24 protein-coding genes are annotated in these 26,843 nt (G+C 68.8%); 14 read left to right on the top strand and 10 right to left on the bottom strand.

Annotated features, from left to right (window positions below; all coding sequences use genetic code 11):
- Window positions 1–9: 9 nt before the first annotated feature.
- Window positions 10–1,020: a class I SAM-dependent methyltransferase gene (locus GH2_RS09350; protein WP_066166319.1), complete on the top strand. Its 1,011-nt coding sequence runs from the start codon at window positions 10–12 to the stop codon at window positions 1,018–1,020.
- 195 nt (window positions 1,021–1,215) lie between these two features.
- Window positions 1,216–2,418, top strand: coding sequence for a THUMP-like domain-containing protein (locus GH2_RS09345; protein WP_066166619.1), 1,203 nt, complete (start codon window positions 1,216–1,218; stop codon window positions 2,416–2,418).
- Between the two features lie 2 nt (window positions 2,419–2,420).
- Here GH2_RS09345 and GH2_RS09340 read toward each other — a convergent pair whose 3' ends face one another.
- The gene (locus GH2_RS09340; RefSeq protein ID WP_066166316.1) at window positions 2,421–3,731 is read right to left on the bottom strand and encodes an outer membrane protein assembly factor BamB family protein; all 1,311 of its coding nucleotides are present in this window, start codon (window positions 3,729–3,731) and stop codon (window positions 2,421–2,423) included.
- Window positions 3,732–3,858: 127 nt separating this feature from the next.
- Here GH2_RS09340 and GH2_RS09335 point away from each other — a divergent pair, with 127 nt between their 5' ends.
- The gene (locus GH2_RS09335) at window positions 3,859–4,620 is read left to right on the top strand and encodes an acyltransferase (RefSeq protein WP_066166314.1); all 762 of its coding nucleotides are present in this window, start codon (window positions 3,859–3,861) and stop codon (window positions 4,618–4,620) included.
- Between the two features lie 254 nt (window positions 4,621–4,874).
- Here the strand turns inward: GH2_RS09335 and GH2_RS09330 are convergent, their stop codons facing one another.
- From GH2_RS09330 to GH2_RS09315, 4 genes are all read right to left on the bottom strand, one after another.
- On the bottom strand, window positions 4,875–6,242 hold the full coding sequence (locus tag GH2_RS09330) for an HNH endonuclease signature motif containing protein (RefSeq protein WP_066166310.1): 1,368 nt from the start codon (window positions 6,240–6,242) through the stop codon (window positions 4,875–4,877).
- Window positions 6,243–7,002: 760 nt separating this feature from the next.
- Window positions 7,003–8,253, bottom strand: coding sequence for a glycosyltransferase family 4 protein (locus GH2_RS09325; protein WP_066166303.1), 1,251 nt, complete (start codon window positions 8,251–8,253; stop codon window positions 7,003–7,005).
- Window positions 8,253–9,782, bottom strand: a complete 1,530-nt coding sequence (locus GH2_RS09320; RefSeq protein ID WP_066166297.1) for a 1,4-alpha-glucan branching protein domain-containing protein — start codon at window positions 9,780–9,782, stop codon at window positions 8,253–8,255. Before GH2_RS09320 ends, GH2_RS09325 begins: the two co-directional genes overlap by 1 nt.
- Window positions 9,782–10,585, bottom strand: a complete 804-nt coding sequence (locus GH2_RS09315; RefSeq protein WP_066166294.1) for a class I SAM-dependent methyltransferase — start codon at window positions 10,583–10,585, stop codon at window positions 9,782–9,784. The genes GH2_RS09320 and GH2_RS09315 overlap by 1 nt, the downstream gene beginning before the upstream one ends.
- Before the next feature lie 158 nt (window positions 10,586–10,743).
- Here GH2_RS09315 and GH2_RS09310 point away from each other — a divergent pair, with 158 nt between their 5' ends.
- From GH2_RS09310 to GH2_RS09280, 7 genes are all read left to right on the top strand, one after another.
- Window positions 10,744–11,529 (top strand): electron transfer flavoprotein subunit beta/FixA family protein, encoded by a 786-nt coding sequence (locus GH2_RS09310; RefSeq protein ID WP_066166291.1) that lies wholly within the window; start codon window positions 10,744–10,746, stop codon window positions 11,527–11,529.
- 48 nt (window positions 11,530–11,577) lie between these two features.
- A complete protein-coding gene (locus GH2_RS09305; protein ID WP_066166285.1) occupies window positions 11,578–12,531 on the top strand; it encodes an electron transfer flavoprotein subunit alpha/FixB family protein in 954 nt (317 codons plus the stop codon).
- A 322-nt stretch (window positions 12,532–12,853) separates the two neighbouring features.
- Complete coding sequence (locus GH2_RS09300) at window positions 12,854–13,675, top strand: GNAT family N-acetyltransferase (RefSeq protein ID WP_066166282.1); 822 nt, start codon at window positions 12,854–12,856, stop codon at window positions 13,673–13,675.
- 8 nt (window positions 13,676–13,683) lie between these two features.
- On the top strand, window positions 13,684–14,577 hold the full coding sequence (locus GH2_RS09295; protein WP_084247403.1) for a lysophospholipid acyltransferase family protein: 894 nt from the start codon (window positions 13,684–13,686) through the stop codon (window positions 14,575–14,577).
- 63 nt (window positions 14,578–14,640) lie between these two features.
- Window positions 14,641–15,879, top strand: a complete 1,239-nt coding sequence (locus GH2_RS09290) for a cysteine desulfurase family protein (RefSeq protein WP_066166279.1) — start codon at window positions 14,641–14,643, stop codon at window positions 15,877–15,879.
- Window positions 15,879–16,964: a tRNA 2-thiouridine(34) synthase MnmA gene (gene mnmA, locus GH2_RS09285; RefSeq protein ID WP_066166276.1), complete on the top strand. Its 1,086-nt coding sequence runs from the start codon at window positions 15,879–15,881 to the stop codon at window positions 16,962–16,964. The genes GH2_RS09290 and mnmA overlap by 1 nt, the downstream gene beginning before the upstream one ends.
- On the top strand, window positions 16,934–17,992 hold the full coding sequence (locus GH2_RS09280) for a uroporphyrinogen decarboxylase/cobalamine-independent methonine synthase family protein (protein WP_066166273.1): 1,059 nt from the start codon (window positions 16,934–16,936) through the stop codon (window positions 17,990–17,992). The genes mnmA and GH2_RS09280 overlap by 31 nt, the downstream gene beginning before the upstream one ends.
- Window positions 17,993–18,026: 34 nt before the next feature.
- Here the strand turns inward: GH2_RS09280 and GH2_RS09275 are convergent, their stop codons facing one another.
- Complete coding sequence (locus GH2_RS09275) at window positions 18,027–18,413, bottom strand: MmcQ/YjbR family DNA-binding protein (RefSeq protein ID WP_066166270.1); 387 nt, start codon at window positions 18,411–18,413, stop codon at window positions 18,027–18,029.
- 107 nt (window positions 18,414–18,520) lie between these two features.
- Between GH2_RS09275 and ligA the strand changes: the two genes are divergently transcribed.
- Complete coding sequence (ligA, locus tag GH2_RS09270) at window positions 18,521–20,602, top strand: NAD-dependent DNA ligase LigA (protein WP_066166266.1); 2,082 nt, start codon at window positions 18,521–18,523, stop codon at window positions 20,600–20,602.
- A gap of 19 nt (window positions 20,603–20,621) precedes the next feature.
- Here ligA and GH2_RS09265 read toward each other — a convergent pair whose 3' ends face one another.
- Window positions 20,622–21,248, bottom strand: coding sequence for an ACT domain-containing protein (locus GH2_RS09265; RefSeq protein WP_157086052.1), 627 nt, complete (start codon window positions 21,246–21,248; stop codon window positions 20,622–20,624).
- Window positions 21,249–21,305: 57 nt separating this feature from the next.
- The gene (locus GH2_RS09260) at window positions 21,306–21,644 is read right to left on the bottom strand and encodes a YbjQ family protein (protein ID WP_066166261.1); all 339 of its coding nucleotides are present in this window, start codon (window positions 21,642–21,644) and stop codon (window positions 21,306–21,308) included.
- A 173-nt stretch (window positions 21,645–21,817) separates the two neighbouring features.
- Here GH2_RS09260 and gatC point away from each other — a divergent pair, with 173 nt between their 5' ends.
- Both gatC and gatA read left to right on the top strand, forming a co-directional pair.
- A complete protein-coding gene (gatC, locus tag GH2_RS09255) occupies window positions 21,818–22,129 on the top strand; it encodes an Asp-tRNA(Asn)/Glu-tRNA(Gln) amidotransferase subunit GatC (protein WP_066166259.1) in 312 nt (103 codons plus the stop codon).
- A 2-nt stretch (window positions 22,130–22,131) separates the two neighbouring features.
- Window positions 22,132–23,619 carry an Asp-tRNA(Asn)/Glu-tRNA(Gln) amidotransferase subunit GatA gene (gene gatA / locus GH2_RS09250; RefSeq protein WP_066166257.1) on the top strand — a complete coding sequence of 496 codons (1,488 nt, stop codon included), beginning with the start codon at window positions 22,132–22,134 and terminating at the stop codon, window positions 23,617–23,619.
- A gap of 10 nt (window positions 23,620–23,629) precedes the next feature.
- On the opposite strand, the gene GH2_RS09245 is transcribed toward gatA, so the two are convergent.
- Together GH2_RS09245 and GH2_RS09240 are read right to left on the bottom strand one after the other, a co-directional pair.
- Window positions 23,630–24,847 carry an alpha/beta-hydrolase family protein gene (locus tag GH2_RS09245; protein WP_066166255.1) on the bottom strand — a complete coding sequence of 406 codons (1,218 nt, stop codon included), beginning with the start codon at window positions 24,845–24,847 and terminating at the stop codon, window positions 23,630–23,632.
- Entirely contained in the window at window positions 24,844–25,446 is a 603-nt protein-coding gene (locus GH2_RS09240) for a hypothetical protein (protein ID WP_066166253.1), read from the bottom strand. Before GH2_RS09240 ends, GH2_RS09245 begins: the two co-directional genes overlap by 4 nt.
- A 166-nt stretch (window positions 25,447–25,612) precedes the next feature.
- On the opposite strand from GH2_RS09240, the gene GH2_RS09235 reads away from it, so the two are divergent.
- Window positions 25,613–26,842: a sensor histidine kinase gene (locus tag GH2_RS09235; protein ID WP_066166250.1), complete on the top strand. Its 1,230-nt coding sequence runs from the start codon at window positions 25,613–25,615 to the stop codon at window positions 26,840–26,842.
- The last annotated feature ends 1 nt before the right edge of the window (window position 26,843 follow it).

Below are 26,843 nucleotides of genomic sequence, written 5' to 3'. Positions count from 1 at the left end.
CGCGAACACATGACCGCCATCGACGATCAGAACACCCCCGACTCGGGCGCGACCACCAACGATCCGGTCGACCCGGCGCCGAACCCGCATGCCACGCAGGAGCAGGTCGAGGCGGCGCTGAAGGACACCAAGCTCGCGCAGGTGCTCTACCACGACTGGGAGGCCGAGACCTACGACGAGAAGTGGTCGATCTCCTTCGACGAGCGCTGCATCGACTACGCGCGCGGTCGTCTCGACAAGATTCTGCCCGACGCCCCGCTGCCGTACGGTCGCGCCATGGAACTGGGCTGCGGCACCGGCTTCTTCCTGCTCAACCTGATGCAGTCGGGTGTCGCGGAGAAGGGGTCGGTCACCGACCTCTCGCCGGGCATGGTGAAGGTCGCGCTGCGCAATGCGGAGAACCTCGGCCTGGACGTCGACGGTCGCGTCGCCGACGCCGAGTCGATCCCGTACGAGGACAACACGTTCGATCTCGTAGTCGGACACGCTGTGCTGCACCACATTCCGGACGTCGAGAAGTCGTTGCGCGAAGTGCTGCGCGTCTTGAAGCCGGGTGGCCGGTTCGTGTTCGCCGGTGAGCCGTCGACCCACGGCGACTTCTATGCCCGCTGGCTCAGCCGCGCCACCTGGTGGGCCACCACCAACATCACCAAACTGGGCCCGCTGAAGGGCTGGCGCCGTCCGCAGGAAGAACTCGACGAGAGTTCGCGCGCCGCTGCGCTCGAGGCCGTCGTCGACATCCACACCTTCTCGCCGGAGGATCTGGAGCGTCTGGCCACCAGCGCCGGTGCGGTGCAGGTGGAGTCGGCCGCCGAGGAGCTCGCCGCCGCGATGCTGGGCTGGCCGGTCCGCACCTTCGAGGCCGCGGTGCCCGCGGAGAAGCTCGGCTGGGGCTGGGCGGGCTTCGCGTTCGGCGGCTGGAAGCGCATGACCTGGCTCGACGAGAACGTGCTGCGCAAGATCGTGCCGCCGAAGTTCTTCTACAACGTGCTGATCACTGGTGTGAAACCGGAGAAGTAGACGCCGATACCCGGATGAAGTTCCCCGCTCAGCGCAGGCAGTCGTCGTACCGTCGATGCCGCCGCTGAGCGGGGAATTCTATTCGGTCGCGCAGACCCGTCAACGCGAACCCGCGCCGGACCTTCGATAGGGTGAGATCGCGTTCCGTGGGTGGACGTCAGATCAGGAGTCGGCCGCGAGTGGGACAACAGTTCAGTGGGATATGAGTTCAGTGCCGACGACGTCGACTTCCTCCGCTCGCGTTACGGCGCCAAGGCGCTCCAGGTGGTCAGCGACTTCGCGCTGACCCCGGACGCGTTGCTCAAGGAGATGCCAGATCTGCGGGCCCGGTACGGGGACCGCGCCGCAGCGCTCGTCGAGACGGTCCGTACGCGCCGCAAGGCGGTCGGCAAGCTCGCCGACCCGGATCGGCTGCTGGCCAGCGACATGGCACTTCAGCAGGCCACCGCGTCCGTGGTGGCGGCACACCGCGCCGCCGACATCGCAGCTCGCCTGCCGGGTGCCGTCGTGCACGACGTCACCTGCTCCATCGGCTCCGAGCTCATGGCCTTGGCTTCCACGCCGGGAATCGGCGGAGTGATCGGCAGCGACATCGATCCGGTGCGGTTGGCGATGGCCGATCACAACCTGCACTTCACCGACACGGCGGCACCGTGGTTGCTGGCGCGGGCCGACGCGCTCGCTCCGATGTCGACGGCCGACGTGGTGATCGCCGACCCGGCCCGGCGGAATGCGCGCGGTCGTACGTTCAAGCTCGACGAACTGGATCCGCCGCTGCTGGAATTGCTGTCGGTGTACGCGGGCCGCGAGCTGGTGGTGAAGTGCGCGCCCGGACTGGACTACCGTCTGCTGCGCGACCGCTTCGGCTTCGAAGGGCAGGTTCAGGTGGTCTCCCTCGACGGCGGTGTGCGTGAAGCCTGCCTGTGGAGCGAAGTGACGCGGCCGTCGCGCCGTGCGACCGTCCTGCGGTCCGACGGCGACGATTACGAGATCACGAGCGACGATCCCGATGAGATCGACGGGCCCGAGGTCGGGGAGTGGATCGTCGACCCGGACGGTGCGGTGGTGCGTGCCGGGCTGGTGCGGCACTACGCCCACCGGCACTCGCTCCGACAGCTGGATCCGCAGATCGCGTACCTCACCGGTGATCGAGTCCCCGTGGGAAAACGCGGGTTCCGCGTGATCGACCGACTCGGCGTCTCGGAGCGGATTCTCCGCAGTGCACTGGCGGCGCATGACTGCGGCAGCCTCGAGATCCTCGTCCGGGGGCTCGACGTGGATCCCGACCGGCTCCGAAAGCGACTGAAGCTCAAGGGTTCCAGACCGCTGGCCCTGATCATGACGCGGATCGGGCGCACCGGGACCGCGTTCCTCTGCGAGCCCGGCGTGCGTGCATAAAGCTAGCGCTTCGCCGCGTAGTAGTAGACGGTGCCCGCGTAGGTCGCGACGCCGATCTGTCCGCTCGGTGACACGGCGATGCCCGTGACGAAACCCTTCGCGTCGGGCATCGGCAGCGTCCGCTTGGTCGTGCCGGACGCAGTGTCTATCTCAAGCAGTTCCAGATGTTGATCGGTACCGCTGCGCACCACGGTCCACGCGGTGCCCGAGGTGGTCATCGTCGACAGGCCTGCGGTCTGCAGATCGTCGCGGCGGGCGATCTCGGCGACCTTGTCGCCCTCGTCCTTGAGGATGGTCAGCGGAGCGCCCAGTTTGCCCGCCGGGATGATCACGCCGTCGGGGGAGACGCTCATGGTCGCGAAGCCCGCGTCCCCGACGTCGTGGCTCCACCGGGTCTTCCCGGTCGCGGCGTCGAGTGCGTAGAGCTTGTGGTCGCGGGCGAAGGCGTACACGGTCGCGCCGTCGCTCGAGACGACCGGTGGGCCCACCACACCCTGCGGCAGGTCGGCGGTCCACTGCTCGGTGAGCGCGCGGTGCTCGCCGTCGAAGCCGTACGTCAGAGCTTTCAGCTGCGCCGTCTCAGCGCCCTGCGGGAAGAAGTTGAGGATGATGCGCTCGTGGCCCCAGTCAACGGCGGGCGGCGCGGAGATGGCGCACCCGGGACCGCCGGTCACGCACTCGTTCAGGCCCGCGGACGGATCCTCGGCGGTGGTGCGCCACAGGTTCAGCTCCGGCATGGCGAGGTCGCCGTTCTGCGAGTCCAGGATCATCACCCGCCCCTGCGTGGTGGTGACGAGCACCCGGCCGGGACCGGCGAACTTCGCCGACGTGGCGGTGCCGGGGACCTGGTGCCGCCACCGAGTGGCTCCGCCGCCGGTCAGCGCCAGGAACAGCCCCGGCTCGCCGATGTACGGCTGGCTGAACTGGTCCACCAGAGCCGCGTTGCCCCAGAACCCGTCGGTCAGTCGCTGGCAGAAGTTCTTGCGCCCTGCGCGATTGTCGAGGACCGTCATGTTGCAGCCGCGTGCGGTGCGGGAGTTCACGATGACGTCGCCGCCGCCGTTCATCGTGATCGGGGCAGTGATCGGGCCGCCCATCGACCGAGACCACGACAGCGTCAGATCCGCGGACGGCTGCGCGTAGGTGAGATTGGTGTTGGCGCTGTTGCCGCCGTACGACGACCAGCCCGCAGCAGGCACCGACCGCACATCGAGGTGACCGTCGGAACAGGAGGTGACGACCAGGGCAGTGAGCGCTCCGAGGACGGCGGCGCGGAGGAATGCGCGCATGCGGCGTCGTGCTGCCTGGGTCATCGTGCTCCGATCCGGTCGTCGTCCGCGACGGCTGTCGCGTCCGCGCACGACTCTATCTGGTCTGAGTGCCACGGCTTTCGCCTGCTGCAGGCCGACGGCGCCGAGTGGTCGTTTAGTGTTTGTCTTCATGACCACCATGTGGAACGCGTCGTATCGCTCTCGTTGGCGCGCCGGACGACGCCGCGACCCGCAGCAAGTCCGGTTTCTCACCCTGGACTCGCTGCGGTGGGTGAAGCGGAATCGAGCGTGGACACCGTGGTACCTGGTCCGTTACTACCGCCTCGCTCGCTTCCGCCTGGCGAACCCGCACATCGTGCTCCGCGGCATGCTCTTTCTCGGTCGGAACGTGGAGATCCACGCGACCCCGGAGCTGGCGCGGATGGAGATCGGTCGCTGGGTCCACATCGGCGACGGCAACTCGATCCGCTGCCACGAAGGCAGTCTCCGAATCGGAGACAAGGCCGTCTTCGGCGCCAACAACGTCGTGAACGCGTACCTGGACATGGAGATCGGCGGCTCGACGCTGGTCGCGGACTGGTGCTACATCTGCGATTTCGATCACGTCACTGACAGCCTGGAACTGCCGATCAAAGACCAGGGCATCGCGAAGGGACCGGTTCGCATCGGTCCCGACACGTGGGTCGCCGCCAAAGTGACGGTCCTGCGCAACACGACTGTCGGGCGCGGCTGCGTGCTGGGCGCGCATGCGGTGGTCCGCGGTGTCATCCCGGACTACTCGATCGCGGTCGGTGCTCCCGCCCGCGTGGTCAAGGATCGCAAAGCGGCCTGGGAGGCGGGTGCCGAGCAGCGCGCCGAGTACGAGCGCGCTCTCGCCGACATCGAACGCAAAAAGGCTGCGGCGGAGAAGAAGACCGGCGAGACGGGGTAGTACGTCGGGCCCCGCTTGCAGTGGGCCGAGCGCGGACCTGCGTTGTCGGCGGTCTTTCGTCTCGTGCGGGTGGTTCCCGCCCGCGTGGGGAGCGGCGTGAAGGGTTGTGCCCGCGCGGGGAGGGGCGGAGTGGTCACGCCACCTCGGCAGTCCTCGCTCCTCGGCTAGCGCCTCGTCCCTGCGGAGGGCTCGGCGGTCGTGACCACTCCGCCCCTCCCCGCGCTGCTTCCTGCGTCGTACGGCTTCCGCTGTGGTTACGCTGCCGCCGTTGGCGCTGAGGTCATCGTCCTTCTCGCGTTGGAGCGAATCGGTTCGCGGCGGCGGTCCGGGTGTTGCGGGTCGAGAGGCGGGCGGAACCACGGGTGCCGATCGTGGCCGATGAACACTTCCCAGCCGGTTTGATGGATCAGGGTGTGGTGCATGCGGCAGAGCAGGACGCAGTTGTCGATCGCGGTGTCGCCGCCCTCTGACCAGGGGGTGCAGTGGTGGGCGTCAGTCCAGGAGATCGGGCGTCCGCAGCCCGGGAACGCGCAACCTCGGTCGCGGGCTTCCAGCGCCCGCCGGAGGCCCGCGGTCACCAGACGATGCTCGCGGCCGACGTCCAGCGGTGCGGAATTCTGGTCGAGGATCACGCGGCGCATCGCTGCCTCGCAGAGGACCAGTCCGACAGTCGCCGGGGAGACCGGGCCGGTGAAACCGAGCGAGGCGACCTGCGACGAACCCTCGGGCACCGAACCCGGTGCGCTCGTGCCGTCACCGCACTGCGTCGGAACGATCATCGTGACGTGCGGAATAACCCCTCCCGACACGGTCGGCCGCTCCTTCCCGTTCAGGTAGGTGCGGATGACGTGCGCGAGCGCATCAGCGCGACGTTGCTGAGCGTTGCGTGGATCGCGTGAGCCGTCCGGCTGCGGAATCGGCTTACACAATGGATCGAGCGCCTGATTGAGCTCTTCGCCGGTCAGCGCATCCAGATCGAACGTCCCGGTCGTGCGGCCGTCGTCCCCGGTCACCAACGTCATCTCATTGAGATCGGAGTTTTCGGCGATCGGTACCGCATCGGGATCGGTCTCGTCGATCTCGGGTGCCCATTCCAGGGCGAGTTCCCGAGCCCGCTGGGACACATCCGCCGGCGTGACCTGGCAGGAGAGTCGCCGAGCCAGATCCGCGCGCCGATCCTCATCCAGCGGAACCCGCTTGCCGACGAAGGAGATGCCTTTCCCGATGGCATCGAGCTGTTCGATCGGAACGCCGCCGGTTCGTGCGTGAACCATCACGCCCGGCATCGTGTGAGCTGCGTGCCCGGTCCGCGCGTATCGATGGGCGGCTGCCGGCGTGATCCCCAACTGCTTGAGCAGGTCGGTGCTGGTTTTGACTCGTTTCCGAGCCGGCAGTCCGGCCCGTCCGGCGGCGTCGGTCAACCCCGACATCGCCGTCCCAGCGAGATTGACCACCCGAGTCAACTGCACCATCGTCTGCCCGATGACAGCGTCATCGAAACCGACCGTCGAAGGAGACGCACACAAGGATGCGAGTTCTCCCCCGGGTGCAGCGAGAGTGGGTGGGCTGAGCGCTTCGATGAGCGCATCAGCGAATTCAGTGATGACGTCGACAATAGCCACGGCAATCCCCCTTGCCTTCCTTAGCGAACACGACCCGATACGGGCCGCAATCCTGGCTGAGCACGCCCCGATGGGGAACGCACCCTGAAATGTGTAGCGGAGCATCGCCTCCGGCCCGGGATCACCGAGCAGGAGAACAGACGCACCGCAGACGGTGGACAACACGCACGACACCGAACCCGACGCAAGCAGTCACCCCGCCGCCAGACACACCCGAAACCCAGAGGGACCGGGTGGTCTGGCGACGTCGCAGGACAGGCCGCCGGCCCGAAGGCCCGGCACTGGATCACCCGCATCGCCCGGCCCCAACCCAAGGGGCCAACTCGAGACGCGACTCCAACCCAAGGAGCCGATCCGGGACGCGGCCCACTACCCCAGGGGCCGACCCGAGAAGTGACTCCAACCCAAGGGGCCGACTCACGGCGATTCGGCGTCGATCCGCATAACCCCTGCCGGCCGAACACTCGAACCGACGGCGGTCCTGCTTCCGTGCGCACCCACCGACCACCCCTTAAAGCCCCTTGCTACGGAAGCAGTCCGTGTCGCCTGTGCGCGACGGCTATGAAATTCTCAAACAACACGAGACGACCTTCCAGTCATCCCGATGAAGCTGTACCTACTATGATATAGACCACATCTAAAGAAAACAAGTGTTCGATTCACGTGATAGAACACGGTACTGTCAGAGTCGACGGATATCGTCGTTCCTACGATCGCTGGACACATGCCAGCCGTGGCGAGGGAGGCGCCGGTGGTGTTGCTACACGTCCTTCGACGGGTCTCGCTCGGGCATCGGGCGCATCGAGATCGTCGGGCGGCCCAGCGGGCGATCGGGGCGGCGTTGAGCCGCCTGGTACACCTCGGCGGTGCGGGCCGCGATGGCCTGCCAGGTGAATTCCACGCCCAAGCGGGTCCGACCGCACCGGGCGCGGACCTGGGCTGCGGCAGGGTCGTCGAGCGCGGCGCAGACGGCGATGGCGATTCCGGCCGGGTCGAATGGCTCGAACGTCCAACCGGTCTCACCGTCGGCGACCGCTTCGCCGAGCCCACCCGCCGTCGACGTGATGAGTGGGATCCCGGTCGCCGCCGCTTCGAGAGCGACGATGCCGAACGGCTCGTACCGGCTCGGGAGGACGATCGCATCGCACCGATGCATCAGGTCCATCAGCCCCTCGCGGTCCTTCTTGCCGACGAAGTCGACGGCCGCGGTCACCTCGTGCTCGTGCGCCAACTCGTGCAGCCACGCCGTCTGCGTGCCGTCGCCTGCGACGGTCAAGTGGGTGCCGGGGTGAGCACGGCGAATGGCGGGAAGAGCTTCGAGGAGATCCTGCATGCCCTTCTCGTACTCGAGTCGGCCTGCGAACAGCAGGTGCGGCGGTTCGATGCGGACGGCGCGGTCGACGAAGTTCCAAGTCCCGACGTCGATGCCGTTGTGGATGACGGAGATCGGCGGCAGATCGGGGCCGAAGAGCGTCACGACCTCGTCGTGCATCGACGCCGAGCAGGTGATGAGCGCGTCGGAGGCGTTGGCGAGCCACCACTCCACCGAGTGCACCTGCCGGTTGATGTGCCCGGCCACCCAACCGCTGTGTCGACCTGCCTCGGTGGCGTGCAGCGTGGAGACGAGGGGAGCGTCGAAGTACTCGGCCAGGGCGATCGCGGGGTGCGCCACCAACCAGTCGTGCGCGTGCACGACGTCGGGGGCGGGCTCGTCGCGCAGGATGCGGAGCCCGGCGCGGACGAAGCCGTGGCCCATCGCGAGGGTCCACGCCATCATGTCGGCGCCGAAGTCGAATGCGGGCGGATCCTCGGCGACCGCGATGACCCGAACACCGTTGACAACGGTGTCGGTGGTGGGATGGGTCAGTGCGTCGGTGCCGGACGGATGGCGGGTCAGCACGATCACCTCGTGCCCTTCGGCGGCGACGGCCTCGGCCAGATGGTGCACGTGGCGCCCGAGTCCGCCGACCACGACGGGCGGGTACTCCCACGAGACCACCAGCACGCGCATCAGAATCCGCCTTCCCGGCCCGGGAGCCGTCGAGCGTCCAGGGCGCCGAACAGATTGTCGGCGCGTCGCCATCCGGCGGCCAACTGCGCCGTCCGACCGTCTTTCCCCGCATCCGACGCCGCGCAGATCTCGCGTGTGGCGTGGGCGTGTTTGTAGGCACGGTCCTGCGCGTACCCGGCCGCGGTGTCCTTCGAGATCATGAACGGCCAGTCGGACTGCACGGTCATCAGCGTCTCGCGCAGGATCTGGTCGGCCACCGCGTCGCGTCCACTGCTCCCGGCGAGCCGCTTGTCGAGCGAGTCGAGCGCAGTGCCGGTGACCTCGCGATTCAACTGAACCAGGTGCTGCACCTGCGGGCCCTCCCACACTCGCCAGTCCTTGCCGGAACCCCACGACGAGTCCTGCAGCTCGACCGGCTGGCCGACGTAGCCCTCGGCGCGGGCGGTCGCGAGGGATCCGACGGTGATGCCCGCCTCGGGCAGTCGTCGCATCAGTCGTTCCAGCCAGATGGGACCCTCGTACCACCAGTGGCCGTACAACTCGGTGTCGAACGCGGCGACGACGTGCGCGGGCCGACCGATCCGCTCCGACTCGGAGACCAAGCGGTCCCGGATGCACCCGATGAAGTCGTCGACGTGCTTGTCGATGACCGGGTCGACGAGCGACGGGTCGTAGGGCTTCTTATTCTCACTCGGCACGTTTTTGCCGGTGACGCGCACAGGTTTGAAGCCGGTCTGGTGGTCGTAGGTGTGAAAGTCGCGGTAGTTCGCGTGCCCGGGATAGCCGGACTTCGGCGACCACACGCGGTAACTGACGGTCAGGTCGCGACCGAAGGCGACGACGTCGGTGTCGCCGACCGGACGACCCAACGCGGTGTCGCCGTGGAGGGTGGGCCCGTCGACCATGAAGTGGCCGACGCCGGCCTCCTGATACTCGCGTTCCATGCCGGGGGTGTAGGCGCATTCGGGGGCCCAGATGCCGGTGGGCCGGGTGCCCCAGCGCAGCGTCGCGTCGGCGAGCCCCTCACTGAGGGAGAGGCGACGCAGCCGCTCGTCGAGCAGCGGCTGGAAGGGGTGGGCGAGGGGGCCGCCGAGCAGTTCGATGACCCCGGAGGAGATGAGCGGTCGGATCTGCGGGCTGCCGCCGTGCCGCCACTGGGTCTCGAAGTCATGCAGAGCCGTCGCCGCCGACCGGAACTCGCGATGGCCCATGCGGCGTCGATCGGGATCGGTCGACGTCGCCGCCTCCATCGCGCGCAGCTGCCAGTCGGCGAGCCACTCGTACATGGATGTGCCGCAGTGCGGGTCGTCGAGCTGGGCGGACAGGACCGGCGTGATGCCCAGCGAGAGCACATCGGTGAACCCGTCGTCGGCCAGGCGGCGCAGCGCGGCGAACACCGGCTGGTAGCAGTGCGCCCACGACTGGTACAGCCATTCCTCGCCGACCGGCCAGCGACCGTGATTGGCCAGCCACGGCAGGTGGGAATGCAGTACCAGGGTGAACTGGCCGGGAATCTTCTCGACAGCCATCAGCGTCGGACGGCCACCGCGAACAAATCGAGGCTGGCGTCGATGTCGGCGTCGTCGGACGACACGATGTCGAAGTCGGCGGTCGTGACGGCGGCGACGTCGGCGGTCAGGTCGTCGGGCCACGGTTCGCCTGCGAGCGCGCGCTCGATCTGCGCGTCGATGATCGACCCGCCCCACTTCTCGTCCAGGGAACGCAGGGCCGCGCCGTGGAAGACGCCCAGCATCTGAGGGACGTGGAAGCCCGATGATTCGTCCGGCCCGGTCAGCAGCTCGGTCATCTCCCGTGCGTTCAATTCACGTGTATGGAAGGGGTTCAACGGGGTGTCGCGACCGGGGGAGAAGGTGATGCGGTTGGGGGTGCTCATCAGCAGCACGCCGCCGGGACGCAGCACCCGATGGCATTCGGCGACGAAGGCGCTCTGATCCCACAGATGCTCGATCACCTGGAAGTTGACGACGACGTCGACCGATCCATCGGCCAGCGGCAGGTCGATCAGATTGCCCTGGTGGACGATCAGTTCCGGGTAGCGGTGCCGCGTGTGCGCGACGGCCTGCTCGTCGTAGTCGACGCAGGTCACAGACTTCGCGCGCGTTGCGAGCATGGACGCCCCGTAACCCTCGCCGGATCCGGCTTCGAGGACGTCGACGCCCGCGCAGCGGTCGAGGATGTGCTCGTAGGCCACCTCGTGTCGGCGGAACCAGTAGTTCTCGGCGTCGATTCCGGGTACGGTTCGTTCACCGGTCAGCACGAGCTGGTCGGTGTGCGCATCGGATTCCGGTTGCGTCGGCTGGTTATCGGTCATCGTGCTGACTGTAAGGCATACGTCGACGCTCGCTGCCATGCGGCAAGTGATCGGTGCCATGTTCTCGCCGTAGACGCCAGCCGCTAAAGTGGGGAATGACCCATGGCCTTACCGGCCGGTAAGTTGCCGAACCCGATGCAGGAGGTCGACGAAGACCCATGACGAATATTGTCGTTCTGATCAAGCAGGTTCCCGACACGTGGTCCGAGCGCAAGCTCGCCGATGGCGACTTCACGCTCGACCGGGAAGCCGCTGACGCAGTGCTCGATGAGATCAACGAGCGTGCTGTGGAAGAGGCGCTGCAGATCAAGGAAGCCAACGGGGGCGAGGTGACCCTCCTCTGCGTGGGTCCCGAGCGCGCCACCGATGCCATCCGCAAGGCGCTGTCGATGGGCGCCGACAAGGCGATCCACATTAAGGACGACCTGATGCACGGCAGCGACGCGGTTCAGACCGCCTACGTTCTGGCTTCCGCCCTGGGCACCGTCGAGGGCGTTGAAATGGTCATCGCAGGCAATGAGGCCACCGACGGCCGCAGCGGTGCCGTGCCGGCCATGATCGCCGAGTACCTGGAACTGCCGCACCTGACTCACCTGCGCAAGCTGGAGATCGACGGTGAGACCCTGCGCGGTGAGCGTGAGACCGACGAGGGCATCTTCAACATCGAGGCATCGCTGCCCGCGATCGTCTCGGTCAACGAGAAGATCAACGAGCCGCGCTTCCCGTCCTTCAAGGGCATCATGGCCGCAAAGAAGAAGGAAGTCGCTGTGCTGACCCTGGCCGAGATCGGTGTCGACGCCGACACTGTCGGCCTCGCCAACGCGGGCAGCACGGTCACCGGTGTGACCCCGAAGGCGGAGAAGACCGCCGGCGAGCGCGTCACCGACGAGGGCGACGGCGGCACCAAGGTCGCCGAGTACCTGGCCGCAGCGAAGATCATCTGATCGCGCCCACTTCCACTGGCGAACCCAAAGACATTCAGGAGAACAATCATGGCTGAAGTACTCGTGCTCGTTGAGCAGGATGCCGACGGTGGGCTGAAGAAGGTCACCTCCGAGCTCATCACCGCCGCTCGCGCCCTGGGCGCCCCGTCGGCAGTCGTCGTCGGCAAGCCCGGCTCCGCTGCAGGCATCACCGCCGATCTCACCGCGGCCGGCGCCGAGAAGATCTACGTCGCCGAGTCGGACGACGTGGCGAACTACCTCGTCACCCCCACCGTCGACGTGCTGTCGCAGCTGGCTGAGGCGAACGGCGCCGCGGGCGTCCTCGTCGCGGCGACCGCTGACGGCAAGGAGATCGCCGGCCGCCTGGCCGTGCGTCTGGGCTCGGGCCTGCTGACCGACGTCATCGACGTCAAGGAAGGCGGCGCAGGCGTTCACTCGATCTTCGGTGGCGCGTTCACCGTCGACGCTCAGGCCGGCGGCGACACCCCGGTCATCTCGGTCCGTCCGGGTGGCGTCGAGGCCGCTCCGGCCGCCGGTGCGGGCGAGGTCGTCAACGTTGAGGTCCCGGCCCAGGAAGGCGGTGTGAAGATCACCGGCTTCGCGCCGAACGTCGGCGGCGACCGTCCGGAGCTCACCGAGGCTTCGATCGTCGTCTCCGGTGGCCGTGGCGTCGGCTCGGCCGACAGCTTCTCGGTCGTCGAGGCCCTCGCGGACTCGCTCGGTGCCGCTGTCGGCGCATCGCGTGCCGCGGTCGACTCCGGTTACTACCCCGGCCAGTTCCAGGTCGGTCAGACGGGCAAGACCGTCTCGCCGCAGCTGTACATCGCCCTGGGCATCTCGGGCGCCATCCAGCACCGCGCGGGCATGCAGACCTCGAAGACCATCGTGGCCGTCAACAAGGACGAGGAAGCCCCGATCTTCGAGATCAGCGACTTCGGTGTGGTCGGCGACCTCTTCAACGTCGCCCCGCAGCTGACCGAGGAGATCAACAAGCGGAAGTGACGCGGATGGAGCGGAGCGACAGATCGAGCCGACCTCCGAGGCCGAAGGCCGAGGCGTCGGTCGAGATCAGGAGGGGTTCGTAGAAATCTCTCCAACGGCCCCCGCACCACCCACTCCCCAAACGCCCCGCCGCTCCCCGCGGCGGGGCGTTCCCGTATTTGAATCCCCGATACGTCGAGAACACGTCGTTAACGCCCAGTTAGAGCGCCAGAGGGGATTCATTTACGAGGGCACCGGACGGGCGAAGATATTAACCCGGAGTGCCCGGACACGACACGTCGCATTGACGGGGTCGTCGCATGGCCCGCCTTGACTGCGAGTCATGACAGTTATGGATTTCGGCAACGCCAAAGCAACGACCCGCCGAGTGCTCCTGTCCGGCGGCGACTACGAGGTCTCGGTCTCCGAGCACGCCGACCACATCGATGCCGCCCAGCGTCTTCGTTTCAACGTCTTCAACACCGAGCCCGGCTACTCCGACTCCATCGGCGACGCGACGACCGGCCGCGACGCCGACGAGTTCGACGAGTTCTGCGAGCACATGCTGGTGCGTCATCTGCCGACCGGCGACCTCGTCGGCTGTGCCCGCGTGCTTCCGCCGCCCCGCGCCATCGCTGCGGGCGGCTGGTACTCGGCAGACGAGTTCGACCTCACCGACCTCGGCGAGATCCGCGGCGAGACCGTCGAGATGGGTCGCGCCGTCGTCGACGCCGAGCACCGCAGCGGCTCGGTCACCGCGATGCTGTGGGCTGCGATCCTCGGGTACCTGGAGGAGAACAGCTACCGCTACCTGATGGGGTGCGTGTCCGTTCCGCTGGAGTCGCCGATCGGCCGCGGCCGCGATCTCCGCGGCATCCGGGACCTCACCCGCGATCAGCACCGCGCGCAGTGGCGGGCCTACCCGTACCACGAGGTCCTGGTCGACGGACTGACCCTCGACGAGTTGGAGCCGCCCGCGACCAACCGCCTTCCGGCGCTGCTGCGCGGCTACGTCCGACTCGGCGCGCGGGTGTGCGGTGAACCCGCCTTCGACGAGATCTTCGACGTCGGCGACTTCCTCACTGTCCTCGACCGGTACAACGGTGACCAGCGCTACGTCGACCGTCTGCGCGGCGCGATGACCCGACTCGGCACCGGCGAATAGGATCGGACATGGGAGAGGCGAGCGTGAACGCGGGCATCTGGGTTCCGGCGAGCCCGTGCGGCCCGCACTGCGTGCACACCGGGGTGGAGCCGGTGTCGCGGCTGCGGGCGTCGGTCCGGATCGCGGCCCTGGGCACTGTCGGCCTCGGTCTGCTGGCCGTGGGCGTCCTGACGATCCTGCTCCCACGCCCGGCGCGGCACGGGTATTGGCGCGGCAGTGCGAAAGTGGCGCTCCGCACGATGGGCGTCGTCCTCGACATCGACGACCACCGCCCCAGAGACACTCGCCGACTCCGCGGCGCACTCGTGGTCGCCAATCACATCTCCTTCCTCGACATCATCGCGCTCTGCTGCGTCACACCCGCCCGCTTCGTCGCCAAGCGTGAGGTCCTGCAGATGGGTGGCTTCGGCCCCATCGCGAAACTGTTCGGCGTCCTCCCGCACCGGCGGGGCGACCTCCGTCGGCTCCGCCCGATGATCGACCAGGTGAGCGGCATTCTGGATCGCGGACGCCCGGTCGCCGTCTTCCCGGAAGGGACCACGTGGTGCGGCACCGCGTCGGGGCGGTTCAAGCCTGCCTTCTTCCAGGCCGCGATCGACGCGGGCGTGCCGGTGCTTCCGGTGCGGCTGTCGTACACAGACCGCGGACACCGGACGACGATGCCGGGCTTTCTCGGCGAGGACACCATCGGCACCACGCTGTACCGGATCGTCCGCTCCCGAGACCTGACGATCACCGTCACGGTGTTCGAGTTGCAGATGCCCGCGGGCGATCGCGGACACCTCGCTGCGCTCGCCCAAGACCTGATCGCTCCGATCGAGCCGGTGACGGCTCTGCAGGAACTGGCGGTCGACCTGTCCGGGCAGTTCCCGGCGGCGAGCCTCGAGCGCGTCGTCGCCTGATCAGACGCTGCCCGACCGGCTCGAGTGGGAGAAGTTCGGTCGCGTGTCTATCCTGGTTGAGTCATGTCTTCTGTGCCTTCGAACCGGCAGCGCCAGCCGGTCTACCTCGACAACGCCGCTTCCACCGCGCTGGCTCCCGCAGCCGCCGCGGCGATGACCGCAGCATGGACGCAACCGGGCAATCCGTCGTCGTTGCATGGCACCGGCCGTGCGGCGCGCCGCATGCTCGAGGAGGCACGGGAATCCATCGCCCGCGATCTGGGCGCCCGGCCGTCCGAGGTGATCTTCACCGGCGGTGGCACCGAGGCCGACAATCTCGCGATCAAGGGGATCTACCTGGCGCGACGCCGTGAGGACAGTCGCCGTCGCGTCATCGTGACCTCCGCTGTCGAGCATCACGCGGTCCTCGACCCCGCCCAGTGGCTGGCCGACGAGCACGACGCCGAACTGGTGGTGCTCCCGGTCGACGCCGTCGGTTCCGTCGATCCCGAATCGGTGCGCGCCCTGCTCGCCGAGCGCGCCGACGAGGTGGCGTTGATCTCGGTGATGTGGGCCAACAACGAGGTCGGGACGCTGCAGCCCATCACGGAGATCGCCAGGATCGGCGCCGAGTACGGGGTCCCGGTCCATTCGGACGCCGTCGCTGCGGCCGCGCACCTGCCGGTCGACTATGCGGCGAGCGGGCTGTCGGCGATGACGATCGCCGCCCACAAGTTCGGCGGTCCGCAGGGCATGGGCGCGCTGTTCTTGGGCCGCGACGTGACCTGCGTGCCGCTCCTGCACGGCGGCGGACACGAACGCGACACCCGGTCGGGGACCCAGGCCGTGGCATCGGCGGCAGGCATGGCGGCGGCGCTGCACACCGCCGTCGCCGAACTCGACGAGGTGACCGCGCGCGTCGGCGCTTTGCGCGACCGCCTCGCGGGGGTCCTCACCTCGATTCCGGGTGTGAGCCTGAACGGCGCCTACGCGGTGGACCCGGCGCGAGCGCTCGCCGGCGTCGTGCATGTGTCGGTCGACAACTGCGAGGGTGATTCGCTGCTCATGCTGCTCGACGCGAAGGGCGTCGAATGTTCCACCGGATCGGCGTGCAATGCGGGTGTCGCGGCCGCCAGCCACGTTCTACTCGCCATGGGGTTGGACACGGCGACCGCACGCGGATCGCTGCGGTTCTCGCTCGGACCCGACAACACAGCCGATGACGTCGACGTCGTCGCCGGTGTGATCGGCGAGGTCGTCGACCGAGCCCGGGCCGCGGGCCTGCTCTCCGCGGCGCGAGCACGAACGGGAGGAGAGTCCTGATGCGAGTTCTTGCTGCGATGAGCGGCGGCGTCGACTCGGCGGTCGCGGCCGCCCGCGCCGTGGAAGCCGGGCACGACGTCGTCGGAGTGCACCTTGCACTGTCGACGGCTCCGGGAGCGCTGCGCACCGGCTCGCGCGGGTGCTGTTCCCGCGAGGACGCCGATGATGCGCGCCGCGCCGCCGACATGCTGGGGATCCCGTTCTACGTCTGGGACTTCGCCGACCGCTTCAAGGAAGACGTGATCGACGAGTTCGTCGCCGCGTACGCCGCGGGCGAGACGCCGAACCCCTGCCTCTCGTGCAACGAGAAGATCAAGTTCTCCGCGTTGGCCGAGCGCGCCGTCGCACTCGGCTTCGATGCCCTCGCGACCGGCCATTACGCACGCCTGCACGACGGTGAACTGCGCCGTGCGGTGGATGAGGACAAGGACCAGTCGTACGTGCTCGCCGTCCTCGATCACGAACAGCTCTCGCGCGCGATGTTCCCGATCGGTGACACACCCAAACCGCAGATCCGTGAAGAGGCGGAGCGCCGTGGCCTGGCGGTGGCGAACAAGCCCGACTCGCACGACATCTGCTTCATCCCGTCCGGCGATACCCGCGCCTTCCTCGGCGCGCGGATCGGCATCCGGCCCGGCGCCGTCGTGGACGCGACGACTGGTGACACCCTTGCCGAGCACGAAGGCGTTCACGGATTCACCATCGGCCAGCGCAAGGGCCTCGGGATCGAGGCGCCCGCGGCAGACGGGCAGCCTCGGTACGTGACCGGGATCGACGCCGAGTCCGGCACCGTGACCGTGGGGCCGGCCGACGACCTGGACATCCGCAGCATCAGCGCGAACCGGGTGGTGTGGACCTCGGGCGAGACGCCCGACAGCCCCGTCGAATGCGTGGTACAGGTCCGTGCGCACGGCGGACTGGCACAGGCCGTGGCGTCGCCGCTCGCCGACGGCACCATGCGCATCGATCTGCGCGAACCGCTGCGCGGCGTGGCCCGCGGCCAGGCCGCGGTGCTGTATGCGCCTGACGCGGCCAACGGCGACCGGGTGATCGGATGCGGCCGCATCACTGCGTCGCACGCGTGAGCGAGGACTTGCGCCGTCTGCCGACCGGTGTCGGCACGGGCATCGGTTCCATGCCGGGCACCGACCCGCGTGAGGCGGTGCGGATCGCTGCGGGCGAAGTGGACCTCCCGTTCCTCCCCGAACTGCCTGCGCGTGGCGTCGGTGCGGACCTGATCGGCCGCACCGGCACACTGTTGGTGGATCTGCCCGTCGACATGGTGCACCGCACCTACCGGCTGGTGGACCACCCGAACTCGACCACCCGACGCTCGCGTGACTGGTTGCGCTGGGACCTGGACGCCATCGAAGAACACTGGGAGACGAGCGACCGCCGCGGCGGTGTGGTGAAGGTGCAGGCCTGCGGGCCGCTGACCCTCTCCGCACACATCGAACTGCGCGGCGGCCACAAGATCGTCAAAGATCGCGGTGCGGTGCGCGACGTGACGGCCTCGCTCACCGAGGGGCTGCGGGAGCATGTGGCCGACGTGCGGCGTCGGCTCGGCGCCGACGTCGTCGTCCAGCTCGACGAGCCCGACGCCGGCCGGGTGATCGACGGGACGGTCACCCCGCTGACCCGCCTCGATCCGATCCGGCCGATTCCGGCGCCGGAGGCCGCTGAACTGCTGCAGTCGATGATCGATGCGCTCGATGTGCCGGTGCTTCTCCACTCGTGCCACCGACCGCGCTGGGATCTGACGAGTCGGTTGTCCGGCATCGCTCTCTCGTTGGACGTCACCGACCTGCGACCTGCCGTCGACTACGACCCGCTCGGCACGTTCCTGGACGGCGGTGGCGTGGTCGCTGCGGGCCTGGTCCCGTCCTCCGAGCCCGCGGCGCCACTCCACGCGGAACCCGTCGCGCGCGAGCTTGCCGCACTGATCGACCGCATCGGGCTCCCGCGCGCCGCTCTGCGCGACAATCTGCTCGTCACCCCGACCTGCGGGCTCGCCGGAGCGACCCCCGACTGGGCGACGCGCGCGCTTGCCCTGTCGTCGCAGGTCGCGTCGGGTCTGGCCGCGGACCCGGACTTCGCCTCCGCCGTTGATTAGGCCCCGGAGCGGGGCCTGATCAACGGCAGAAGCGTCATTTCTCCTCCAACGCCGCGATCGCACGCTTGGGCGCCACCTGTCGGAAACTCGCGTCGAGGAGTTCGGCCACCTCGTCCCACTCCGAGTCGGCGGCGAGATCGATGCCGAGCCACCCGTAGGCCCCGACGTAGGCGGGGACGAAGAAGCGCTGATCCTGGACGAGCGCTTCCCGCTCGCCCGGGTCGGGGATGAAGAGGAGGGCGGTGTCGCGGCGGACCTTGGAGCCCTTCTCGCCGCCGCCGTACATCGCGAACATCTTGCCGCAACGGAACGTCGGACGCCCGTGCGCGACCTTCTCGGTCGCCTCCGGGAGCGCGAGTGCGATGGTCCGGACCCGGGCGAGGATCGGGTCGTCGTCGGAGAACATGATCGGGTGCGGCATGCCCGTCAAGCGTAGTGGGAGGCGCGCTTTCCGCGTCACGGAACGTCGGATGTCTCCGCTAATCTGAACTGGTGAGTGAGGCTGAGGGACAGAACACGGGGGCGGCCATGGGGGAGCAGAGCACGGATCCAGCGCGCGACTGGGCGGCACTCGCCGAAGAGGTGCGCGGACACCAGTTCCGCTACTACGTGCAAGACGCACCGGTCATCAGCGACGGTGAGTTCGACACGCTGCTCCGTGATCTGCAGGCGCTGGAAGACGCGCACCCCGAACTGGCTGTCGCCGACTCGCCGACCAAACTCGTCGGCGGTGGGTTCTCGACAGACTTCGCCTCGGTCGATCATCTCGAGCGGATGATGTCGCTTGACAACGTCTTCGACCACGACGAGATGCGCTCCTGGGTCTCCCGAACGGTCGAGGAGGTCGGGGCGTCCACGGAGTTCCTGTGCGAACTCAAGATCGACGGCGTCGCGCTGGCCCTGGTGTATGAGAACGGCAAGCTGGTGCGCGGCGTGACGCGCGGCGACGGTCGGACCGGCGAGGACGTCACCCTCAACGCCCGGACCATCACCGACGTTCCGCATGTGCTCGACGACTCAGTGCGGCCCGTTCCGGCGCTGCTCGAAGTTCGCGGTGAGGTCTTCTTCCGCGTCGACGACTTCAAGAACCTCAACGCCTCCCTGGTCGAGGACGGCAAGGCGCCGTTCGCGAACCCGCGCAACTCCGCGGCCGGATCATTGCGACAGAAGAACCCGCAGATCACCGCCCAACGACACCTGCGGATGATCTGCCACGGCATCGGCAAGATCGACGGGTGGAAGCCCGAGTCGTTGCACGACGCATACGTCGCGCTCGGGGAGTGGGGGCTGCCGGTCTCGACGCACACCAAGCGGGTTCAGGGCGCCGACGAGATCCTGACGACGATCGACTACTGGGGCGAGAACCGGCACTCGGTGGAGCATGAGATCGACGGCTTGGTGGTGAAAGTCGACGACGTCACGCTGGAGCGGCGCCTCGGCGCCACCTCGCGTGCACCGCGCTGGGCCATCGCCTACAAGTACCCGCCCGAGGAGGTGACCACGAAGCTGCTCGACATCCTGGTCGGCGTCGGGCGCACCGGCCGGGTGACTCCGTGGGCGCTGATGGAACCGGTCCTCGTCGCCGGCTCGACGGTCGCGCGAGCCACCCTTCACAACGGGTTCGAGGTGAAGCGCAAGGGCGTCCTCATCGGAGACACCATCACCATCCGCAAGGCCGGCGATGTGATCCCCGAGGTCCTCGGCCCCGTCGTCGAACTGCGCGACGGCAGCGAGCGAGAATTCGTGATGCCCACGACCTGCCCCGAATGCGGGACCGAACTCGCGCCAGCGAAAGAGGGCGACAAGGACATCCGCTGCCCCAACCAGCAGTCGTGCCCCGGTCAACTCCGCGAGCGGCTATTCTACCTTGCCGGACGTGGAGCCTTCGACATCGAAGCGCTCGGATACGAAGGCGCACAAGCGCTTCTGACGAGCGGCGTGCTCACCGACGAGGGGGACCTCTTCTCGCTGACTCCCGACGACCTCGTCAAGACCGACCTCTACACCACCAAGGCGGGCGCGCTGTCGGCCAACGGCAAACGCTTCCTGCAGAACCTCGACAAAGCGAAGGACGTCCCGCTGTGGCGGGTGCTGGTCGCCCTCTCGATCCGCCACGTCGGACCCACGCCGGCGCGAGCCCTCGCCACCGCGTTCGGCGACCTCGACACCATTCAGAACGCCTCCGTCGAGGAACTCGCCGACGTCGACGGGCTCGGGCCCACCCGTGCCGCCAGCGTGCACGACTGGTTCTCGGTCGACTGGCACCGCGACATCGTGGCCAAATGGCGTGCCGCGGGGGTCTCGATGTCTGACGAGCGCGACGATTCCATCGAGCGGACCCTCGAAGGCAAGACGGTGGTGGTCACCGGCTCCCTCGTCGACTTCTCTCGGGACGGCGCCAAAGAGGCGATCATCGTGCGCGGCGGCAAAGCGTCGGGCTCGGTCTCGAAGAAGACCGACTACGTCGTCATCGGCGACTCACCCGGCAGCAAGGCCGCCAAGGCGGAGGAGTTGGGCGTGCCGATCCTGGACGAGGACGGATTCAAGGAACTGCTCGCGAACGGCGTGGTCGGCGACGCCGCCGACGACGATGCCGAGTCGGACGACTAGCCGTCGCTGATCGGACGCCCTACGACTTCTTCTTTTTCGTCGTCGTCGTCTTCTTCGCCATCGTCGAGATGATGCCTGCCAGGTACCCCAGGCGGGCGATCTCGGCGGGACGGAAGTCGGGGCCGCCGATGCGGCCGAGGAGCAGCGCCTTGCCGTTGGCCAGCGGTGCGGCGGCGAGCCGGGTGTCCATGTCCTTCCAGGACTGGGGCACCCACGCCGCCTCCGGATCGAGCGACTGTGCCTTCTCCAACGGCAACCAGTCGGCGTCGACCAGCGGTGTCTCCGGCGCGCCGGAACTGGCAAACAGACGCAGGACGTCGCCGCCCGGCTTCGAGATCACCGACGCCCACGACACCCGCAGCACGCGCGGAGCGTTGTCGGCCAGCACCTGCAGCCGATCCTTGCCGCCGGCGGCGACCAGGTCGATGAGCTCCAGCTCCTGATGGGTGTCGAGGACCCCCGCGAACGGACGCAGCGAATCGACGCGGATGCCTGCCACCTTCTCGGCGGCAGTGATCAGGGTGTCCGGGAGCGCACCGCTGGGGAGGTCGACGACGATGTCGTCGACCACCTGGCCCTCGGCGCGTTCGACGACCTCCAGGGAACGGATGTCGGCGCCGATCGCGCCCAGTTGCACGGCGAGCATGCCGAGGCTGCCGGGGCGGTCACTCAGCAGCACCCGCAGAAGGTACGACACCGCGGGTCAGTGCGACTGCGGCTGGAGCGGGCGGACGCCGACGGCCGTGCCGTACGCGCACACCTCGACACCGCCGGTACCCGCGTACTCGTTGGTCTCGAAGCGGAAGGCGACCACGGCGTTGGCTCCCTTACCCTGCGCCTCGGCGGCGAGCCTGCTCAACGCCTCGTTCCGAGCCTCGTGCAGCAGTTCGGTGATCCCGCGCAACTCGCCACCGGCCATCGCCTTGAAGCTGGCCCCGATGTTCGACCCGATGTGACGCGAGCGCACGGTGAGGCCGAAGACCTCGCCGAATGTGTGCTCGATCTGGTAACCGGGCAGCTCGTTGGTGGTGACGATGATCATGCGTCCAAACTACGTCCTCCGCTCTGTCCGGGCCACCGGAGACCGCGGTCCGGTTCGCCGCCCTCCCTGCCCGGACTGTGCCGGGAGCAAGCACATATCCTGTACTCGAACCCAACTGTCGAAGAGAACTCGCGCGGTCCTGCCGCGCCGAGTCCGCGAGCGAGAGGTCGACGATGTCCACCGATTCCCAGCCGGCGATCAGCCGGGACGAGGTCGCGCACCTGGCGCGGCTGTCCCGACTGGCACTCGACGACGCCGAGCTCGACCGTTACGCGTCGCAGCTCGACGCGATCTTGAGCCACGTCGCGCAGATCTCCGAGGTGGCCGCCGACGACGTGCCGCCGACCGCGCACCCCGCCGACCTGCGCGACGTTCTGCGCGAGGACGTCGTCCGGCCGTCGCTGACCGCCGAACAAGCACTGTCCGGCGCGCCGCGCGTGGAGCAGGAGCGGTTCGCCGTTCCGCAGATCCTGGGGGAGGAGTGAGCATGAGCAACACCCGTACCGCCGGTGACATCACCGGACTGTCCGCTGCCGACCTCGCACGCAAGATCGCCGCGCGGGAACTCTCGTCGGTGGAGGTGACGCAGGCCCACCTGGACCGCATCGCCGAGATCGACGGTGAGCTCGGCGCGTTCCTCCACGTCGGGGCCGACGAGTCCCTCGCCGCCGCGACCGCCGCGGACGCCGCCATCGCCGCGGGCGAGGCCCCGTCGGCGCTCACCGGTGTGCCGATCGCGTTGAAGGATGTCTTCACCACCGTCGACGCTCCCACCACGTGCGGCTCCAAGATCCTCGAAGGCTGGATGTCGCCGTACGACGCGACGGTCACCGCCCGACTGCGTGCGGCGGGCATCCCGATCCTCGGGAAGACCAACATGGACGAGTTCGCGATGGGGTCCTCCACTGAGAACTCCGCCTACCAGGTGACCCGCAACCCGTGGGACGTCACCCGCATCCCCGGTGGCTCCGGCGGCGGCAGCGCGGCGGCACTCGCGTCGTATCAGGCTCCGCTCGCGATCGGCACCGACACCGGTGGCTCCATCCGCCAGCCCGCGTCGGTCACCGCGACCGTCGGAGTGAAGCCCACCTACGGCACCGTCTCGCGCTACGGCCTCGTCGCCTGCGCGTCGTCGCTGGATCAGGGTGGTCCGTGCGGTCGTACCGTCCTCGACACGGCACTGCTTCACGAGGTGATCGCCGGGCACGACGCCCGCGACTCCACGTCCATCAACCAGGCGATCCCCGACGTCGTCGGCGCAGCACGCACCGGTGCGAACGGCGATCTGTCCGGCGTCCGCATCGGTGTCGTCAAGCAGTTGCAGGGAGAGGGCTATCAGCCCGGCGTCCTCGCCTCGTTCCAGGCGGCGTGCCGGCAGCTCACCGACCTCGGCGCGACCATCGTCGAGGTGGACTGCCCGCACTTCTCGTACGCGCTCGGCGCCTACTACCTGATCCTGCCATCGGAGGTGTCCAGCAACCTGGCCCGCTTCGACGCCATGCGCTACGGCCTGCGCGTCGGCGACGACGGCACGCACAGCGCCGACGAGGTGATGGCACTCACCCGCGAGGCCGGGTTCGGTCCGGAGGTCAAGCGTCGCATCATGATCGGTACCTACGCACTCAGCTCGGGCGCGTACGACGCGTTCTACGGCCAGGCGCAGAAGGTCCGCACGCTGATCGCACGGGATTTCGCCAAGGCCTACGCCGACGTCGACGTCCTGATCTCGCCGACCACCCCGACCACGCCGTTCAAGCTGGGCGAGAAGGTCGACGACCCGCTGTCGATGTACCTGTTCGACCTGTGCACCCTGCCGGTCAATCTGGCGGGCACCGCCGCGATGTCGGTTCCGTCCGGTCTCTCGTCCGACGACGGTCTTCCGGTCGGGCTGCAACTCATGGCACCGGCGTTCGGCGACGACCGCCTGTACCGGATCGGCGCCGCCTACGAGGCGGCGCGCGGGCCGATCGGCTGACAGCGAGCGGTCAACCAGCGGTGGGACATCCGCCGGGCAGGCGGCCGATCGCCAGCCCCTGCTCCACCCCGTAGCGGTGACCGTGGCCCGTCGGCACGTCCAACGCACCGGGCAGGTCGAGTGCGGTCCCGATCAACGACACGACCGGCAGCCAGGGCGGAGTCCCCGCCCGCTGCCGGTCGTCGTTGGGACGCCACAGCAGGGCGGTGCTGAACGCGGTCACCGGGTCGTCGCGATTGGCGAGAACCACCCGCGGCGCGCAGGCGGGGAGTGGTTCGATGCTGCTCGCCGGCGGACCCGCCAGCACCGTGCCGTCGAGGTGAACGCCGTTCTCTGCGGCCCACCGGCGCGCGGCGTCGGCGCCGACCGCGCCCAGACTCTGTCCGATCAGATACACGTGCGGCCGCTGTTGGGGCGGCACGGCGGCGAGCCGCCGGTCGACAGCGCCCAGGAGCGCACTGGCGCTGTTGCCCGCCGCGTCCGGCGAGGAGACGAACGCCTTCCACGACGCGACGTCGTCGTACTGCAGGCCGAGTACGCGCACCGAGTCCGCGAAGTGACGCTGCACGCCTTCGACGGCGCCCGCATCCACCCAGCCCGACCCCGTCGGGACCGCGATCACGACGGCACGCTGATCCAGCCCGCCGTCGTCGACCCACCGCTGCACGAGCCGGTCGGCGCGAGAGGCCACCGAGCCCGGTTCGGTGAGCGGGCTGTACAGCATGGCGGGGCCGGCGGGGACGTCCGGCGGCGCGGCGGCAGCGGGGCCGGGCACCTGCAGTGCGGTCACCGCGATCACACCGGCGAGCCCGAGCGCCGCCCAGGTCCGCGGGCGGACGATCACCGCGGCGACGGCGGCGAGCAGGGGGACCGCCGTCACGGTCACCACCCAGCCGACACCGATGGGAGCGGCTCCGGTCGCTGCACGAATCTCCACTTCGTGGCGGACCGCGATGCCGAGAGCGACCCCGACCGCCAGCAGGCCTGCGGCGAGCACCGTCCCGGAGACCGGCTGCGCCCGGTGCCGACGCACGCGATCTCGTCGAGAGTCGAGGACGGCGCCGACGAGTGCGCCGACACCCATGCCGACGAGCGTCAGCAACACTCCGGCGGCGGTCGCGACGAGCATCGAGCGCGGCATCGCACCCGGCGCCAACGCGAGCAGTCGGCCGACCAGGGCGCCGATCGCGACGGCGGGACGAATCCGGAAGACGGCTGCGGCGGTCATCGCAGACTCACGGCTTCGAGGGTGCGGGTCAAGTACGTGGTGACGATCCGCGCATCCGACTCCGGTACGGGCGGGCCCGACCGCTGCCGCCACGTGTTCATCGCCAACCCGATTCGCGCGGTCTGAGCGGCCGCGTCGCACGCGGCGTCGTCGCAGGTGGCGTGCATGTCGTCGATCAACTTCGCGTCGAGCGCAGGTCGGGCCCAACTGCCGGCGGGACGGCCGGTGGCGTCCGCGTAGCGCAGGAGGTCGTACCCGAGGTCGTGCGCTCGGCACGCGTCGGTGAACCGGCTCGGGAGCGGGATCGGCGAGGAGCAGTCGCCGCGGGGATTCAGCGGTCGGCCGTCCACGACGGTCGGAACGTAGCCGAGCCGAACGGCGAAGTCGTCGGGGAGCGCGGCGAGGGCGTCGACCGGGTGATCGCTCACCAAGGCCGCGATGGCGAGCTCGGCCGACGTGGCCGGTCGCGCAGGCACTGCGGCGGTCGAGCCGACCGCGAGCGCAGCGCTGATCGGCAGCAGTCCGAGGACCCCGACAGCCAGGGTGAGACCGATGCCGAGACGGATGAACCAACTGGTGAGAGGCGTTTTCGTGGGCATGCAGAGAACGCTAGGAGCGGCGAGTGCCGCTCCGGATCGGCCGAACTGACCGACTGGTACCGGACCTGCGGGACCAGCCGAACGCCGTGGCTCCCTCGCTTGGACGAGGCCGATCTGGTCCCTGTGGGGGAGGCGCAGCCCGGGACCGAGATCCTAGGGTCGACATGTGAAGTTCCGACAACTGGCAAGAGTGCCGTACCGCGCCTGGATCGCTCGGATCCCGGATCCGACGCTGCACCGGTACCTGTCGCACCAGCGCAACTGGTTGGCGGCCGTCGCCGCCATCACGATGATCGCCGTGTGCTGGCCGGTCCTGGGCGACACGACGTCGATCCCCGCGTACCTGCTGCCTGCGTTCGCGCTGCTCGGTTGCGGCGGCATCGCCGTGGTCTTCTTCGGTGAGGGGCCGGTCCGCGCGGGGTGGGGACTGACCGTCATCACCGCGGCCGTCGCCTCCTTGATCCCGAACGACGGTCCGTGGCGGATGCCGATTCCCCTGTTCCTGGCGCTGTTGGCGATGACGGCAGCGGCTTTGCTCACGCAGCCGCTGAACCGGCTGCCGGTGGTGGCGATCGCGACGGCCGGAGCCTTCGTCGTCGGAATCGAGTTCGACGCCCTCATCGGCTGGACGTTCGCCCTGGCCGTGGTGACGATCAGCGTCGCCTTTCTGCGCTACCGTTCCAGCTCGCGCCGTGAGATCGCCGAGCAGACCGAGCAGACCGAGGTGCTCCGGGCGCGGGAGGCCGTGCTCGCCGAACGGTCACGGATCGCCCGCGATCTGCACGACATCGTCGCCCACCGCATGTCGATGATCGTCGTCATGGCGCAGACCGCCCCCTACCGTCTCGCCGCAGCCGACGTCGCAGAGACGGTCGGCCCGGGCGCGAAGAACGAGTTCGACGGCATCGCCGACGCCGCGCGGGAATCGCTCGACGAGGTCCGGCAACTCCTCGGCGTTCTCCGTCCGCACGACGGCGAGCCCGCCCCACTGCGGCCGGTGCAGGGGCTCGCCGACATCGCCGAACTGATCGCGGGCGTCCGCGCCGTCGGCGTGCGGGTGACGCTCGACGACACCGTCGATCACGACGCCGTCGCGCCGACGGTCGGCGCCGTGGCCTACCGCATCGTGCAGGAGTCGGTCACCAATGCCACCCGGCACGCGCCCGGTTCGACGGTGACGGTGCGACTCATGGCGGTCGACGACCCGCCGCAGACCCTGCGACTGTGCATCGACAACGACGCCGCCACCGAGATCGTCGGCGACCACCGCGGTGGCGGTCACGGCATCGTCGGGATGACCGAGCGCGCGAACGCGGTCGGCGGAGCGGTCATCGCCGATCCCCGCGCCGACGGCGGTTTCGCGGTCCGAGCCGAACTGCCCATGACGCTAGGCTGAA

Source organism: Gordonia hydrophobica NBRC 16057 (assembly GCF_001592365.1).
In the GTDB taxonomy this organism is placed as follows: domain Bacteria; phylum Actinomycetota; class Actinomycetes; order Mycobacteriales; family Mycobacteriaceae; genus Gordonia; species Gordonia hydrophobica.
Note: the sequence above shows the minus strand (reverse complement) of the source record. Positions and strands in the feature narration are given on the sequence as shown.

Coding starts and splice junctions, on each gene's coding strand:
- GH2_RS09350 (WP_066166319.1), top strand. CDS start 10: ATGACCGCCATCGACGATCAGAACACCCCCGACTCGGGCGCGACCACC.
- GH2_RS09340 (WP_066166316.1), bottom strand. CDS start 3,731: ATGACCCAGGCAGCACGACGCCGCATGCGCGCATTCCTCCGCGCCGCC.
- GH2_RS09335 (WP_066166314.1), top strand. CDS start 3,859: ATGACCACCATGTGGAACGCGTCGTATCGCTCTCGTTGGCGCGCCGGA.
- GH2_RS09325 (WP_066166303.1), bottom strand. CDS start 8,253: ATGCGCGTGCTGGTGGTCTCGTGGGAGTACCCGCCCGTCGTGGTCGGC.
- GH2_RS09320 (WP_066166297.1), bottom strand. CDS start 9,782: ATGGCTGTCGAGAAGATTCCCGGCCAGTTCACCCTGGTACTGCATTCC.
- GH2_RS09315 (WP_066166294.1), bottom strand. CDS start 10,585: ATGACCGATAACCAGCCGACGCAACCGGAATCCGATGCGCACACCGAC.
- GH2_RS09310 (WP_066166291.1), top strand. CDS start 10,744: ATGACGAATATTGTCGTTCTGATCAAGCAGGTTCCCGACACGTGGTCC.
- GH2_RS09305 (WP_066166285.1), top strand. CDS start 11,578: ATGGCTGAAGTACTCGTGCTCGTTGAGCAGGATGCCGACGGTGGGCTG.
- GH2_RS09300 (WP_066166282.1), top strand. CDS start 12,854: ATGACAGTTATGGATTTCGGCAACGCCAAAGCAACGACCCGCCGAGTG.
- GH2_RS09295 (WP_084247403.1), top strand. CDS start 13,684: ATGGGAGAGGCGAGCGTGAACGCGGGCATCTGGGTTCCGGCGAGCCCG.
- GH2_RS09290 (WP_066166279.1), top strand. CDS start 14,641: ATGTCTTCTGTGCCTTCGAACCGGCAGCGCCAGCCGGTCTACCTCGAC.
- mnmA (WP_066166276.1), top strand. CDS start 15,879: ATGCGAGTTCTTGCTGCGATGAGCGGCGGCGTCGACTCGGCGGTCGCG.
- GH2_RS09280 (WP_066166273.1), top strand. CDS start 16,934: ATGCGGCCGCATCACTGCGTCGCACGCGTGAGCGAGGACTTGCGCCGT.
- GH2_RS09275 (WP_066166270.1), bottom strand. CDS start 18,413: ATGCCGCACCCGATCATGTTCTCCGACGACGACCCGATCCTCGCCCGG.
- ligA (WP_066166266.1), top strand. CDS start 18,521: ATGGGGGAGCAGAGCACGGATCCAGCGCGCGACTGGGCGGCACTCGCC.
- GH2_RS09265 (WP_157086052.1), bottom strand. CDS start 21,248: ATGCTCGCCGTGCAACTGGGCGCGATCGGCGCCGACATCCGTTCCCTG.
- GH2_RS09260 (WP_066166261.1), bottom strand. CDS start 21,644: ATGATCATCGTCACCACCAACGAGCTGCCCGGTTACCAGATCGAGCAC.
- gatC (WP_066166259.1), top strand. CDS start 21,818: ATGTCCACCGATTCCCAGCCGGCGATCAGCCGGGACGAGGTCGCGCAC.
- gatA (WP_066166257.1), top strand. CDS start 22,132: ATGAGCAACACCCGTACCGCCGGTGACATCACCGGACTGTCCGCTGCC.
- GH2_RS09245 (WP_066166255.1), bottom strand. CDS start 24,847: ATGACCGCCGCAGCCGTCTTCCGGATTCGTCCCGCCGTCGCGATCGGC.
- GH2_RS09240 (WP_066166253.1), bottom strand. CDS start 25,446: ATGCCCACGAAAACGCCTCTCACCAGTTGGTTCATCCGTCTCGGCATC.